Source organism: Mesorhizobium sp. INR15, assembly GCF_015500075.1.
Taxonomy (GTDB): Bacteria; Pseudomonadota; Alphaproteobacteria; order Rhizobiales; family Rhizobiaceae; genus Mesorhizobium.
Map to the genome: position 1 here is coordinate 4,326,979 of NZ_CP045496.1, position 13,315 is coordinate 4,340,293.

At 60.9% G+C, this 13,315-nt stretch carries 12 protein-coding genes; 4 read left to right on the forward strand and 8 right to left on the reverse strand.

Annotated elements, in window-relative coordinates:
• Positions 1-5 precede the first annotated feature (5 nt).
• From GA829_RS20975 to GA829_RS20985, 3 genes are all read left to right on the forward strand, one after another.
• On the forward strand, positions 6-1,607 hold the full coding sequence (locus GA829_RS20975; protein ID WP_195174588.1) for an MBL fold metallo-hydrolase: 1,602 nt from the start codon (positions 6-8) through the stop codon (positions 1,605-1,607).
• 123 nt (positions 1,608-1,730) lie between these two features.
• Positions 1,731-4,154 carry a phosphoketolase family protein gene (locus tag GA829_RS20980; RefSeq protein WP_195174589.1) on the forward strand — a complete coding sequence of 808 codons (2,424 nt, stop codon included), beginning with the start codon at positions 1,731-1,733 and terminating at the stop codon, positions 4,152-4,154.
• A 51-nt stretch (positions 4,155-4,205) separates the two neighbouring features.
• Complete coding sequence (locus GA829_RS20985) at positions 4,206-5,408, forward strand: acetate/propionate family kinase (protein ID WP_195174590.1); 1,203 nt, start codon at positions 4,206-4,208, stop codon at positions 5,406-5,408.
• Here GA829_RS20985 and GA829_RS20990 read toward each other — a convergent pair whose 3' ends face one another.
• The 6 genes from GA829_RS20990 to arcD all read right to left on the reverse strand — a co-directional run bounded on the left by GA829_RS20990 (position 5,409) and on the right by arcD (position 11,444).
• On the reverse strand, positions 5,409-5,930 hold the full coding sequence (locus tag GA829_RS20990) for a GNAT family N-acetyltransferase (RefSeq protein ID WP_195174591.1): 522 nt from the start codon (positions 5,928-5,930) through the stop codon (positions 5,409-5,411).
• Between the two features lie 105 nt (positions 5,931-6,035).
• Positions 6,036-6,683, reverse strand: coding sequence for a helix-turn-helix domain-containing protein (locus GA829_RS20995; RefSeq protein WP_195174592.1), 648 nt, complete (start codon positions 6,681-6,683; stop codon positions 6,036-6,038).
• Between the two features lie 122 nt (positions 6,684-6,805).
• A complete protein-coding gene (gene arcC / locus GA829_RS21000; RefSeq protein WP_195174593.1) occupies positions 6,806-7,729 on the reverse strand; it encodes a carbamate kinase in 924 nt (307 codons plus the stop codon).
• A gap of 1 nt (position 7,730) precedes the next feature.
• Complete coding sequence (argF, locus tag GA829_RS21005) at positions 7,731-8,732, reverse strand: ornithine carbamoyltransferase (RefSeq protein WP_195174594.1); 1,002 nt, start codon at positions 8,730-8,732, stop codon at positions 7,731-7,733.
• A 17-nt stretch (positions 8,733-8,749) separates the two neighbouring features.
• A complete protein-coding gene (locus tag GA829_RS21010) occupies positions 8,750-9,964 on the reverse strand; it encodes an arginine deiminase (RefSeq protein WP_195174595.1) in 1,215 nt (404 codons plus the stop codon).
• Positions 9,965-9,977: 13 nt separating this feature from the next.
• Complete coding sequence (gene arcD / locus GA829_RS21015; protein WP_195174596.1) at positions 9,978-11,444, reverse strand: arginine-ornithine antiporter; 1,467 nt, start codon at positions 11,442-11,444, stop codon at positions 9,978-9,980.
• 144 nt (positions 11,445-11,588) lie between these two features.
• Between arcD and GA829_RS21020 the strand changes: the two genes are divergently transcribed.
• Positions 11,589-11,783, forward strand: a complete 195-nt coding sequence (locus GA829_RS21020) for a sulfocyanin-like copper-binding protein (RefSeq protein WP_258051800.1) — start codon at positions 11,589-11,591, stop codon at positions 11,781-11,783.
• 176 nt (positions 11,784-11,959) lie between these two features.
• Here GA829_RS21020 and GA829_RS21025 read toward each other — a convergent pair whose 3' ends face one another.
• Together GA829_RS21025 and GA829_RS21030 are read right to left on the reverse strand one after the other, a co-directional pair.
• Positions 11,960-12,529, reverse strand: coding sequence for a cytochrome b (locus GA829_RS21025; protein WP_195174597.1), 570 nt, complete (start codon positions 12,527-12,529; stop codon positions 11,960-11,962).
• A 226-nt stretch (positions 12,530-12,755) separates the two neighbouring features.
• Positions 12,756-13,286: a cytochrome b/b6 domain-containing protein gene (locus tag GA829_RS21030; protein ID WP_195179749.1), complete on the reverse strand. Its 531-nt coding sequence runs from the start codon at positions 13,284-13,286 to the stop codon at positions 12,756-12,758.
• Positions 13,287-13,315 lie beyond the last annotated feature (29 nt).

Genomic DNA, 13,315 nt, shown 5'->3' on the forward strand with positions numbered 1-13,315 from the left:
GCGAGATGAGAAGCGACACTGATCCTATCCTGCGTTTCCACGGCGCGGCCCATGGCGTCACCGGCTCATGTTATGAGATCGAGACGCCGCATTCGCGCATCCTCATCGACTGCGGCCTATTCCAGGGGTCGAAGTCCGAACGGGAATTGAACTATGGTGCGTTCCCGTTCCCACCGGAAGCGATTAACGCTGTCATTCTGACGCACGCGCATATCGACCACAGCGGCCTTTTGCCGAAACTGGTCAAACAGGGCTTTTCTGGTCCGATCCATACGACCCGCGCCACCATTGATCTTTGCTCGGTCATGCTGCCGGACTCGGCGCATATCCAGGAAATGGAGGTCGAGCACCTGAACCGTCGCAATGCGCAGCGCGGGCGCCCGCCCGTCGAACCGATCTACAGTCAGCAGGATGCCGCCGCGTGCATGACCTTGTTCCGGGCTTTGGGATATGGCGAATGGACCATGGTCGCCGAAGGCCTTCGCGCTCGCTTCTGGAACGCTGGCCACCTGCTTGGTTCGGCATCGGTCGAGCTTGAGATCGACCGACACGGTGCGCCGCTGCGCATCATATTTTCGGGCGACATCGGTCCAGGCCACAAGCTGCTTCAGACCGATGCGGAGGGGCCCGCCGACGTCGACTATCTGATCTGCGAATCGACTTATGGCGACCGCGACCGGCCGGAGGTTTCGCCCGAACATCGGCGATCCCAGCTCGGTGACATCGTGCGTGGAGCCGCCCAGGCCGGTGGCGCCCTCATCATTCCGTCATTCGCTGTCGAGAGGACGCAAGAACTGCTGGTCGACCTGTTTTTGCTCATGAAAGCGGGGGAGGTGCCGTCAGCTCCGGTCTTCGTTGACTCGCCGCTGGCGACACGCGCCAGCGCGATTTTTGAACGGCACGCCAGTGAGATCGAACAGGGTGACGTGCTGCGCCAGGCTCTCAACTCGAAGGAACTGCGCTTCACCGAGACGGTGGAACAGAGCAAGGCGATCAACCGCCTGAGCGGTTTCTTCGTGGTGATCGCCGCCAGCGGCATGTGCGATGCGGGGCGTATCCGCCATCATCTCAAGGCCAATCTCTGGCGCAGGAACGCCACGGTGATGATGGCCGGATATCAGGCCCAAGGGTCGCTCGGGAGGATCCTGCTCGACGGCGCGCAGCGCGTGCGCATCCAGGGTGAGGAAGTCGAGGTCAAGGCACATATCAGCCTGTTCGACCTCTATTCCGGCCACGCCGACGCCAGCGAACTGGTCGCCTGGCTCAAGGCCCGAACTCCGGTGAGGCAACAGGTGTTCCTGACGCATGGCGAGGAGGCTGGACTCAGCGGCCTGCGTGGCAGGCTTGCAGGACTGATACCCGACGACAAGATCATTATCCCGAGGCTAGACGATGCTTTCCAATTGACCCCCGGTCGCAGTTTGCCGGTCGAGGTCAACGAGCCCCGCCGTCTGAGACCAGAAAAGATTGCCCGCCTCGACTGGCACAATGACCTTTCAAACCTTCTCCTGGACGTAAACGAGGCGGTCAGCGCCGCAGCCGACGAACGGGGTCGCGCGGCGATGATCAGGCGGATGCGCAGGGCGCTTGAGGACAAGGACGCGTAGGGGCCGCGAAGCGATGAACTGAACGCGCGCGAGCGCGTTGGTGTTCATTCGCTGCAGATCGACGAACACTGGCTCATGTCGCAGTCCAGGCGACAGGGCGCTAACAGGCGATGGGAGCCAGACATGACCGAGCATAAGACAATACCAGCTTCCGGCGACCGGCTTTCGGAGCGCCAGCTGTGCGACATTGATGCCTATTGGCGCGCCGCCAACTATCTGACGATCGGCCAGATATATCTGCTCGACAATCCGCTGCTGCGCGAACCGTTGCGGCTGGAGCACGTCAAGCCGCGTCTCCTCGGCCACTGGGGAACGTCGCCGGGTCTAAGTTTCATTTACGCGCACCTCAACCGCGTCATCCGCCTCAGGGACACGAATGTGATCTACATCTGCGGCCCCGGCCATGGCGGCCCAGCAATGGTGGCGAACACTTATCTCGAGGGCACGTATAGTGAGCTCAATCCCGATATTTCGATGGATGAGCAAGGAATGCGCAAACTGTTCCGGCAGTTCTCGTTTCCCGGCGGCATCCCGAGCCATGCCGCACCAGATGTGCCCGGCTCGATCCATGAGGGCGGCGAGCTGGGCTATTCGCTCTCGCATGCCTATGGCGCCGCCTTTGACAATCCCGATCTGGTCGTTGCCTGTGTCGTCGGTGACGGTGAAGCGGAAACAGGGCCACTCGCCACCGCATGGCATTCCAACAAATTCCTCAACCCCGCGCGCGACGGGGCGGTTCTGCCGATCCTGCACCTGAACGGCTACAAGATTGCCAATCCAACCATCCTGGCCCGCATTCCCGAAGACGAATTGCGGTCGCTGTTCGTTGGCTACGGCTATGAGCCGTTGTTCGTAGAGGGCTATGAGCCGGCCCTTATGCATGAGCGAATGGCGAGCGTCCTCGACGATGCGTTTGATCGGATCCAGGTTATCCAGCATGCGGCACGCAACGGATCTGCGGCGACCGCGTCACGGCCGACATGGCCGATGATCGTGCTGCGCAGCCCCAAGGGGTGGACGGGGCCGAAAGAGGTCGACGGCCTAAAGACCGAGGGCTTCTGGCGGTCCCACCAGGTTCCGTTGTCAGGTATTGCGGAGAACCCCGCCCATCTCAAGCTGCTTGAGGAGTGGCTGAAAAGCTACCGCCCCGAAGAGCTGTTCGATGCCGCCGGCGCTCCTGTCGCCTCGATCACCGCCACGGCACCGCAGGCATCAAGACGGATGAGCGCCAACCCGCATGCCAATGGCGGCCTGCTGCGCAGGTCTCTCGATCTGCCGGCGTTGCAAGATCACGCGATTGCGCTCGAGCGCCCTGGCGCCATCAAGGCCGAGTCGACACGGGTCATGGGCAGCTTCCTGCGTGATGTCATGCAGTTGAACGAGGCCTCGAAGAACTTCAGGATCGTCGGTCCGGACGAGACTGCCTCAAACCGCCTTCAGGACGTGTTTGAAGTGACCGAGCGTGGCTGGATGGAAAAGATCCTGCCGGAAGACGTTCATCTCGGGCGCGATGGCCGGGTGCTCGAAATCCTCTCCGAGCACACCTGCCAGGGCTGGCTGGAGGGCTACCTGCTCACCGGGCGCCATGGCCTGTTTTCCTGCTACGAGGCGTTTATCCACATCGTCGATTCCATGTTCAACCAGCATGCGAAATGGCTGGATGCTTGCTGCGACATCCCTTGGCGGCGGCCAATCGCATCGCTGAATTATCTGTTGTCGAGCCATGTCTGGCATCAGGAACACAATGGCTTCAGCCATCAGGACCCCGGCTTCATCGACGTCGCTCTCAACAAGAAGGCCGATATCGTGCGGGTCTACCTGCCACCGGACGCCAACACCTTGCTGTGCGTGACCGACCATGTGCTGCAGACCTGGAACCGCATCAATGTCATCGTCGCCGGCAAGCCGCCGTCATGGCAGTGGCTGTCGATGGACAAGGCAATCGTTCACTGCAGGGCAGGGATCGGCATCTGGGACTGGGCGTCGACAGACGATGGCGCTGAGCCCGACGTCGTGATGGCTTGCGCTGGCGACGTCCCAACCCTCGAGACGCTGGCTGCGGTGCAGATCCTCACGCAAAAGGTTCCTGATTTCAGGATCAGGGTAGTCAACGTCGTCGATCTGATGACACTCCAGACAAAGGAATATCATCCGCACGGTCTGTCGGATCGAGATTTCGATGCGCTGTTCACCGCCGACAAGCCGGTCATCTTTGCCTATCACGGCTATCCCTGGACCATCCACCGCCTGACCTATCGACGCACCAACCATGACAACATCCATGTCCGCGGCTACAACGAGGAGGGCACGACGACCACCCCGTTCGACATGACGGTGCTGAACGGCCTTGACCGCTTCCATATCGTCCAAAGCGTCCTTGACTGGGTTCCGCGCCTCAAGAGCATGCGGGTCGCGTTAAAGCAGGCGATGGACAGCAAGCTGCTTGAACATCGAGCCTATATTCGCACCCATGGGCAGGATATGCCGGAGATCCTTGAGTGGAAGTGGGGACAGTATCCTGATGCGGCGCCGAAGCGTGCAGTTTGAGCGGATGCCCGTTCGCAAGCGCATAGGGACGGCAACATATCGGATGGCTTGATGACGGATGCGATCCTTGTCCTGAACGGCGGTTCTTCGAGCCTGAAGTTCGCCGTCTTCGAGCGACGCGGCGAACTCCCGCTGCTGCGCGGCAATGTCTCCTCTCTCGGTCAACAACCGCGGCTGTGTGTCGAGGTCGCGGCCGGCAGGCCCAAGATCGACAGGAGCTTGGGCGAAGCATCGATCGATATGGCGAAGGCGTTCGCGGCGGTTGCATCCGTGCTCGCAGAAAACGATCTCCTGCGTCGGATCGACAGGGTAGGGCACAGGATCGTTCACGGCGGGTGTGACTTTACCGAAGCGACGCTGCTCGACGACCGCGCGCTCAAAGCACTGCGCCTGCTCGAGCCGTTGGCGCCCATCCACCAACGGATCAATCTCGAGATTGTCGCGCTGGCTGCTAAACTATTGCCGCAGGCCCTCCAGATCGGCTGCTTTGACACAGCGTTTCATTCAACCAGGCCGGAGCTCGCCAAAATTTATGGGCTGCCGCGCGCGATGACTGACGCGGGCATCGTTTCCTACGGCTTTCATGGGCTGTCCTACAGCCACATCGCTCCGAAGCTGCGTGACCGATACGGTGCGCGCGCCGGCGGTCGCACGATCGTTGCCCATCTCGGCAGCGGCGCCAGCCTGTGCGCCATGGACGCCGGACGAAGCGTCGCCACGACGATGGGGTTTTCGACGCTCGACGGCCTGGTGATGAGCACGCGTTGCGGCGCGCTCGACCCAGGCGTCATCCTCCATTTGCTGCAGGAACGGCGACTGTCTGCGGACGAACTGGTCACGCTTCTGTACGAGCAATCGGGTCTGCTTGGAGTGTCTGGAATATCTGGCGATATGCGAACGCTGATCGCCTCGGACGATCCCGCTGCCGCCGAAGCTATCGACCTCTTCGTCTACCGCATTGGGCGCGAGATAGGATCGCTGGCCGCTGCCATGGGAGGACTGGACACGCTGGTGTTCACGGCCGGCATCGGAGAAAACGCGCCGTTGATCCGGGAGAGGATTTGCGTTGCCGCTGCCTGGCTTGGAGTCGGTCTCGACGAGGAGCGAAACCGAGAAGGCGAGGAGATGGTCAGCAATGCGACTTCCCGCGTCGATGTCCTTGTCATTCCAGCGGATGAAGAAAGAGCTGTGGCCGCGGAAATGCTCGTCTTTCGATCTGCCGCGTCCACAATGGCCCGCGAAGGACCGCGTTAGCTAAGCCGCTGATCGCGCCCCCAACTCCCGCCGAACCAGAACAAGCGTGGCATCGTCGGGATCGGTCGTGACGGTGAAACCCATGTCGCGCTCGACCTCGATCGCGGCACGATTCTCACGGCTCTCGATCGACTCGATGGCTTCGAGGCCAAGGTCTTCGGCATATTTCGCGATATAGGCGAGCAACTCCCAGCCAACGCCCAGATGCTTGCGATCCGCGCGAATGCAGATCGCGACCTCACCGGTTCGGTCGGCACGATCGCTTGCCAGCGTTGCAACGGCGATCAGCATCCCGTCGGTCGAGAAGGCCAGAAAATTATGGATATGCGCGTCGTCTGAACGCGTCATCGCCACCAGCCGTTCATGCGAAACTTCCTTCATGGCGCCGAGGAAGCGGAAGCGCAGGTCTTCCGGAGTCACATGGGTGAAGAATTCCGCCAGGGTTGGCTCGTCCTCGGGCCGAGCAAGGCGTACTTCGAAACGAAATCCAGTACGTGTGGTAATTGCGCCGTTCGTGGACATGGGTGGAACTCTAATCCTGAGTTGTTCTGAATAGCCGGATGCCGCGGAATCAAGTGGATATGGCTTCCTTTGGATATCTCCGTGCCACCGTTCGACGATGTCTGGTCACTCGCTCATGCAATGGAGCGCGTCGTGCTTGACGATTTCGATGCTGCGCAGGTTGAGGAGGCGGATGACGCCCTTGTCCTTCAGCCGGGTGAAGACCCGTGACACGGTCTCGATGGTGAGGCCGAGATAGTCCCCGATGTCCATACGCGACATTGGCAGTTCCACCTGCCGCAAGCCGCCCTGGCGCTCCGCCATGTCGACAAGGAATGCAGCCACGCGTTCGATGGCGTTCTGGCGACCGAGAACCAGCAGGTGTTCCTGGGCCCGGGTCAAACCCTTGAGCGCCAAGGGCAGCAGCTGGCGCGATATGTCCGCGCCGGCAGTGAGTCGCAAGACACGGACAGCGGTCGCGTTGATTGCCTCTGCAAAAAAATGATGTGTCGTGTCAGCCTCGAAGCCGAATGTCTCTCCAGCCAGGTGAAAGGCGCTGATCTGCCGGCGGCCGTCGGCAAGCAGGCGGTAGATGCGCACGGCGCCGAACTCCACCTGATAGAAGGCACCGGCCTTCTCACCCTGGGCATAGATTTCCGCGCCGGCGGGAAAAAAGCTGACCGGCTGCAGAGGCGCGGGGTCGAACGCGTCCGGCAGGCTTGGCTGAGCAGAATGCGACGACAATGAAATCCTGGAGGCTGTGTAGGCGTGCATGGCTGTTTTCCCGGTTGTTCCGTGACACAGCAATCGCGCGAATCCGCAGGCCGCGAAATTCGGTTATATCCCTACGGGAAACTACTTAGGACGGAGCGGACGTCCGGTTGAGAACATCGATATCACGGGTGAGGCGGCGCGCCGGCTTCGAACCACGTTCCGCACTCGCCTTTGACAATTTTGATGGCGTCATCCAGCTTGCCGATGACGGCAGGCTTGCCCACTGCTTTAGCGAACTCGATTGCGGCACGGACCTTCGGCCCCATAGAGCCCGCTGGAAAATTTCTTCCAGATATTTCCCCGGGGCTCACGCGCCGGAGCGCCCGAGCAGTCGCTGTTCCGTAATCGACATAAACGGCGTCGACGTCAGTCAGCATCAGCAGCATGTCGGCCTTCAATTGACGTCCAAGAAGCGAACTTGCCAGATCCTTGTCGATAACGGCCTCGACTCCGCAGAGACTGCCGTCATCCCGGGCTATCACCGGAACCCCGCCGCCGCCGGTGCAGATGACGATCACACTGTGTTCGACAAGGAACGAGATCACGGAAGCTTCCAGGATCTCCAGCGGCTTGGGCGAGGGCACAACACGGCGCCATTTGTCGCCATCGGGCGCAATCTGCCAGCCGCGTTCCTCGGCAAGCCCGCGGGCCGTTGCCTGATCGTAGACCGGGCCGATTGGCTTCGTCGGATGAGCGAAAGCAGGATCATGCGGATCGACCCTCACCTGCGTCAGCAGGGTCGCAAATAGCCTCTCTTTGAGGAGGTTGCGGAGTTCCTGCTCAACGACGTAACCGATCATGCCTGCGCTTTCGGCGCCGAGCACGTCGAGTGGAAATGTCCGGCCATCCGAACTGGCCGCAGCCTGCAGGGCCAGAAGTCCTACCTGCGGACCGTTTCCGTGCGTGACTACGATCGAGTGCCCTTCGCCGACGAGTTTGGCCAATACAGCCGCAGCGCGCACGATGTTGGCGCGCTGGTTCCCGGCCGTCATAGGTTCTCCACGGCGTAGCAGTGCGTTTCCGCCGAGCGCAACGACGATAAGCATCTCAGTTGCCGATCGTGGCGACCAGCAAGGCCTTGATCGTATGCATGCGGTTCTCCGCCTGGTCGAAGACGATCGACGCAGCCGACTCGAACACCTCGTCGGTAACCTCCATGCAGTCGATACCGTATTCCTTCGCAACGAAGGCGCCGATCTCTGTATCGGTGTCGTGGAATGCCGGCAGGCAATGCATGAATTTGACGTGGGGGTTGCCGGCGGCAGCCATCACCTCGCTGTTGACACGATACGGCGTCAAGAGACGAATACGGTCGGCCCAGCCGGATTTGTCCTCGCCCATCGACATCCAGACGTCGGTGTAGATGAAATCGGCGTCCTGGACGCAGCTCTTCACGTCTTCGTCGAGCCGGAAGCGTCCACCGCTGCGTTGCGCCAGGTCCTGGACGTGAGCGCAGAACTCCTCGTCCGGCCAAAGCTCCTTCGGCGAGGCGATGCGCATATCGATGCCGACCTTGGCGGCACCCAGCGCCAGCGACAGCGCGACATTGTCCCGGCCCTCGCCGACAAAGGCGACGGTCATGTCGGAAAGATGCTTGTGCGTGAATTCACGCATGGTCATGAGATCAGCGAGTATCTGCGTCGGGTGCGCCTCGTCGGTGAGACCGTTGTAGACGGGCACACCCGCATACGTGGCAAGCAGTTCGGCCTGGTGCTGGCCAAAGCCGCGATACTCGATCGCATCATACATGCGGCCGAGTACGCGCGCCGTGTCCTTCATGGATTCCTTGTGGCCGATATGGCTGCCGGTGGGGCCGAAGTAAGTGACGTGGGCGCCCTGGTCATAGGCCGCCACTTCGAACCCCGTCCGTGTGCGCGTCGAATCCTTTTCGAAGATCAGGGCGATGTTCTTTCTGACAAGCCGCGGGATTTCGTGACCGGCAAGCTTGGCCGCTTTGAGATCGGCGGCGAGCTTGAGAAGGAACCGGATCTCTTCCGCAGTGAGATCGTCCAGGGTCAAGACGGAGCGGCCATGAAGATTGATGGACATCGGGAATTCCTCTCGGGTCAAATCGGATCGCGGACAATGGGACAGGTCATACAGTGACCGCCGCCACGGCCGCGGCTGAGCTCGGCGCCCTCGACGGTGATCACTTCAATTCCGGCACGGCGCAAAAGTGTGTTGGTGTAGACGTTGCGGTCGTAACCAATGACCACGCCGGGCTCGACCGCAACGACATTGTTGCCATCATCCCATTGCTCGCGCTCGGCCTCGTATCGGTCGCCACCAGTGGCGATAATCCGCAGCGACTTCAGTCCAAGGGCTTCGGCGACCACCGTCGTGAACGGCTTTGTCTCATCGGTGACCTCGACCGCTGCCTCTCCATCGCCCGGCCGCAGCGAGAAGGTGCGCAGCCGGTCGACCACCGGCGGGTACATGGTCACCAGATCGCGATCGCAGAAGGTGAAGACGGTATCGAGATGCATGAAACTGCGGTCGCGAGGCATCAGAGCGGCAATCACACGCGTGGCTTCACCAGCCGCGAACAGGCTGCGCGCGAGGCCGCCCACGGCTTGCGGCGTGGTGCGCTCCCCCATGCCGACGAGGACCGTTCCACCCCCGATCGGCATGACATCGCCGCCTTCAAGGCTGGTACCGGCGCCCAAGTCTGGCGACACGAAGGGTATCCCACTTTCGCGAAAGCGGGGATGGAAGCGGTAGACGGCTTCCACATTGGCCGCTTCAGGGCGCCGCGCGGGCCAGTACATGGAATTGACCGAGACCGAACCGTAGATCCAGCAGGAGCTGTCGCGGGTGAAGAGCTGGTTCGGCAGCGGCGGCAGCACGAAGTCCTGAGGGGCGAGCGTCCTTCCGGTCAGGCCTTTGGGCTCAAAAGGAAGCTCGGCCCGGGCAATACCCCCGACGAGGTAAGAGGCCAGCAGCTCGGATGGCATCTCGTTGAGCCATCCGCGCAACTCGTCGACCACGTCGAGCCCGACGACGCCGGGATGAACCCGGCGATCGAGAAGCCAGTCGCGGGCTTTGGCAACGCTCATCGTTTCAGCCAGGAGCTCTCCGAAGGGATGCACCAGCACGCCGCGTTCACGCAACGCGTCGACGAAGACATCGTGTTCCTGACGCGCGCGCTTGACCCACAGCACATCGTCGAAAAGCAGCGCTTTGCAGTTTTCCGGTGTCAGCCTGCGGAGGCTGAGGTCCGGGCGATGGACCATCACCTCGCGCAGACGGCCGACCTCGGAATGGACACCCAGGCTTGTCATCACGCCAATCCTCTCACAGAGGGCTGATGGCGCCGGTCCACATCTCGTAGACGGCGAGGATGGCGACAGCGATGAGGGTTCCGGCGAGTGCCGCTTCGGCAGGATGGAACACACGCTGATCAGTTTCGCGGCGCGCCCAGATGTAGAAGATAATACCGGGAGCATAGAGGATCGCGCACATGAACAGGTATGCCGGTCCTGCTGCGTAGACGAGCCACAACCCGTAGACCGTTGCCAGCAGTCCCGCAAAAAGCGGACCGGCGCGCTGCTCGCCACTCTCATAGCTCTCTCCGGTCAACGCGAGCTTGGCCGCATAAGCGCCGGAAAAGATGTAAGGAACCAGGATTGCGGCCGACGCGATGTAGAACAGCGCCTGGTAGGTGCTTTGGGCGAAGAGCGTGATCACCAGGAAAGCCTGGACAAGGAGATTGGTAATTAAAAGCGAAGTCGACGGAACGCCACGCTCGCTTTCCCGGCCGAAAAATTTCGGCATCGTTCCGTCCTTGGCGGCGACATGTGGAATTTCAGCTGCAAGCAGCGTCCAGCTCAGGAAGGCGCCGATCACGGACACGACAAGCGCGATGTTGATCAGGATGGCGCCCCAGGGGCCGACTACGGCCGCCAGCACGCCGGCCATCGAGGGGTTCTTCAGCGCTGCGAGCTCAGGCTGGCTCAGGATGCCGAGCGACAGCAGTGACACCAGCGCGTAGAGGGCGAGGCAAGTGAAGAAGCCGAGAACTGTTGCCGTGGCTATGTCGTTACGGCGCTCGGCCCGGCCGGAAAATACGCTGGCGCCTTCGATGCCGATGAACACCCACAGGGTGACAAGCATTGTGCTTTTCACCTGTGCGGTGATCGAGCCGAGACTGGCATTGCCGAGGCCCGTGAAGTCAAGGGACCAGACTTGTAGTTTGAAGGCGACGGCAACAACGCCGACCAACAGGGCGATTGGAGCGATCTTCGCCACTGTGACAACGAGGTTTATGATCGCCGCCTGCCGGATGCCGGTCAGAACCAGGACGTGGATCAACCATAGCAGGATCGAGGCGCCGAGCACCGCCTGCCAGGTGTTTCCGTCGCCGAACGCCGGGAAGAAATAGGACAGGGCGCTGAACACGATCACCGCGTAGGAGACGTTGCCGACCCAGGCGCTGATCCAGTAGCCCCAGGCGCTGTTGAAGCCGATGAAGGGACCGAAGCCGGCCTTGGCGTAAGCGTAGGGTCCGGCATCGAGCTCGGGTTTGCGGGTCGCAAGCGATTGATAGACGAAGACCAGTGCCAGCATGCCGACCGCGGTGATCGCCCAGCCAATCAGGATGGCGAGAGGACCGGCACCGGCTGCCATGTTCTGCGGCAGGCTGAACACGCCGGAGCCGACCATGGAACCGATCACCAATGCGGTCAGGGAACCCAGTCGAAGTCTCGTTGGCGCCGCGGTCGCTACTTTCGGAACAGGGATATTGAAATCAGCCGTAGTCATGATGCTCTCCCAAATTTGAAGGCTCTGATGGGAGGCAATGAACAGGAAGATTGGTCAGGCAGCTTTGATGGGGGTCAAACCAGAAAAGGTGGGTTCCCGGTTCACGGGTCGTAAGTTAAAGAGACTCGCTTACAGAAGTCGGATGTGTCCGATCCACTCACCGCACTCGCATCGTCAGGCGAAGACAAGGCCGGCGACAAGGGCGAGGTGTCGGAGCTCGATCCCGACAAATCAGGCACATTGACCGTCGATCTGAAGGCTGGAAAATACCTGCTTATCTGCAACGTGCCAGGCCACTATGGCGCCGGCATGTGGGCCGAATTCACCGTCGAGCCATAAGCCCTGAAGCCTCAAGCGCCTGGGGTGTCTCCCGCCTTCCGGCTCGTCACGCTAAAGCCCTGGTGACGGGCCAAGGGCTGCATCCTTGGCCGTCCAGATGGACCTAGCTAAATTCGTTTCGGTCGCGCCGGGCTTGTACATATATTGCCCACTTCGACCCGCGCAGTCCTTCGGCCTCACTTTCGCAAGCCCATTTTTTCGGGCAACATCTGCCGGAGTACGTCATCCTTGCGAACGAAATGATGCAAAAGGGCGGCGGCCGCGTGCAGTCCTGCAACGATAAGTATCAGATTGGCGCAGAGGCTATGCAATTCTCTGATGAATCCAGCCGTGGCTCGATCCGGTGGATATGGAGACGGGATGGTGAACAGACCGAAGAAACTTAAGGCGTCGCCCCTGTACCAAGTCAAGAGGACGCCGAGAACCGGGATGGTCACCAGCAGTGCGTAAAGCAGAAGGTGGGTGGCCTTAGCCGCCCACTGCTCTATCTGTTTCATTTCCATGAACGGATCCGACGCGTCCATGGGCAGTTCCGGCGCGCCCCATACCAAACGCAGGCATACGCGCACGACGACAAGCGCAAAAAGAAGCAGGCCAAACGAAATGTGAAACCACCAGACGAGATCGCGGCCGGGATCGCCCCGAGGAAAAATGTCTGCGACATAGGTCAGCCCATAGAGTCCGATGACCAGCACGAACACGGACCAATGGATGGCCTTCTGGGAGCTTGAATAAGTAGGGTTCATCTGACAATCCCGTTTGGTGGTAACTCTAGTCAGCCATGATCTTGTTAAAGCCGTGTTCCGAATGAGGGCGTCGCCGCGCCCGACTCAAGTTTTTCTCCAGCGAGTGTGCCCATCTGGCTGGTGTTGATGGCGGATTCCGAGGCAATAGATTGGACAGATAAGCAGCTTGGGTACATGCCCATGGCAAGCCCAAGAAGAGGGCAAGGCCCGCAATTGAAGCCATCTTTCAACTCTCGATGCCCGGCTCGGCTTTGCGTTTTCGCCCCGTGATCATGGCTAGGACCAGGTTTTCGCGATGGCGCAAGCTTGCCAGCACAACGCCGCCAATGTGGAGGAAGACGAATAGCAGCAGGCCGTGCGCAGCCAGACTATGCGCCGCCTCGATCCACGATACGCCGAAATAGGCGTCCGTCGTCATCAGCCAGCCGGTCAGGGCGGTCGAACCCATCGCTGCGATCAGCGCGATCACCATGGCGCCGCCAGCTGGATTGTGGCCGATGTAGCGGGCTTCGCGACCGCTCAATATTGCCAAGAGGTAATGCAGCACTGTCACCGGATCACGAACGAATTGCGAGAACCGCGCATAGGGCGTGCCGACAAAGCCCCACACGAGCCGGATCGCAACCAGCGCGGCGGCGGCATAACCCGCGATATGGTGAAATACCTCCGAGGAATGGGAGGTAAACCAAGCGGTGGCGAAGCAAAGCACCAGCGCCCAGTGGAAACATCGTACGACCCAGTCCCAGACGCGCACCATCTCCGGCGATGGCTGCGCGTCCGGGGTTG

What these genes read in the sequence shown, in the direction of transcription:
- GA829_RS20975 (WP_195174588.1), top strand. Translation starts at nt 6, where the DNA reads ATGAGAAGCGACACTGATCCTATCCTGCGTTTCCACGGCGCGGCCCAT.
- GA829_RS20980 (WP_195174589.1), top strand. Translation starts at nt 1,731, where the DNA reads ATGACCGAGCATAAGACAATACCAGCTTCCGGCGACCGGCTTTCGGAG.
- GA829_RS20985 (WP_195174590.1), top strand. Translation starts at nt 4,206, where the DNA reads ATGACGGATGCGATCCTTGTCCTGAACGGCGGTTCTTCGAGCCTGAAG.
- GA829_RS20990 (WP_195174591.1), bottom strand. Translation starts at nt 5,930, where the DNA reads ATGTCCACGAACGGCGCAATTACCACACGTACTGGATTTCGTTTCGAA.
- GA829_RS20995 (WP_195174592.1), bottom strand. Translation starts at nt 6,683, where the DNA reads ATGCACGCCTACACAGCCTCCAGGATTTCATTGTCGTCGCATTCTGCT.
- arcC (WP_195174593.1), bottom strand. Translation starts at nt 7,729, where the DNA reads ATGCTTATCGTCGTTGCGCTCGGCGGAAACGCACTGCTACGCCGTGGA.
- argF (WP_195174594.1), bottom strand. Translation starts at nt 8,732, where the DNA reads ATGTCCATCAATCTTCATGGCCGCTCCGTCTTGACCCTGGACGATCTC.
- GA829_RS21010 (WP_195174595.1), bottom strand. Translation starts at nt 9,964, where the DNA reads ATGACAAGCCTGGGTGTCCATTCCGAGGTCGGCCGTCTGCGCGAGGTG.
- arcD (WP_195174596.1), bottom strand. Translation starts at nt 11,444, where the DNA reads ATGACTACGGCTGATTTCAATATCCCTGTTCCGAAAGTAGCGACCGCG.
- GA829_RS21025 (WP_195174597.1), bottom strand. Translation starts at nt 12,529, where the DNA reads ATGAACCCTACTTATTCAAGCTCCCAGAAGGCCATCCATTGGTCCGTG.
- GA829_RS21030 (WP_195179749.1), bottom strand. Translation starts at nt 13,286, where the DNA reads ATGGTGCGCGTCTGGGACTGGGTCGTACGATGTTTCCACTGGGCGCTG.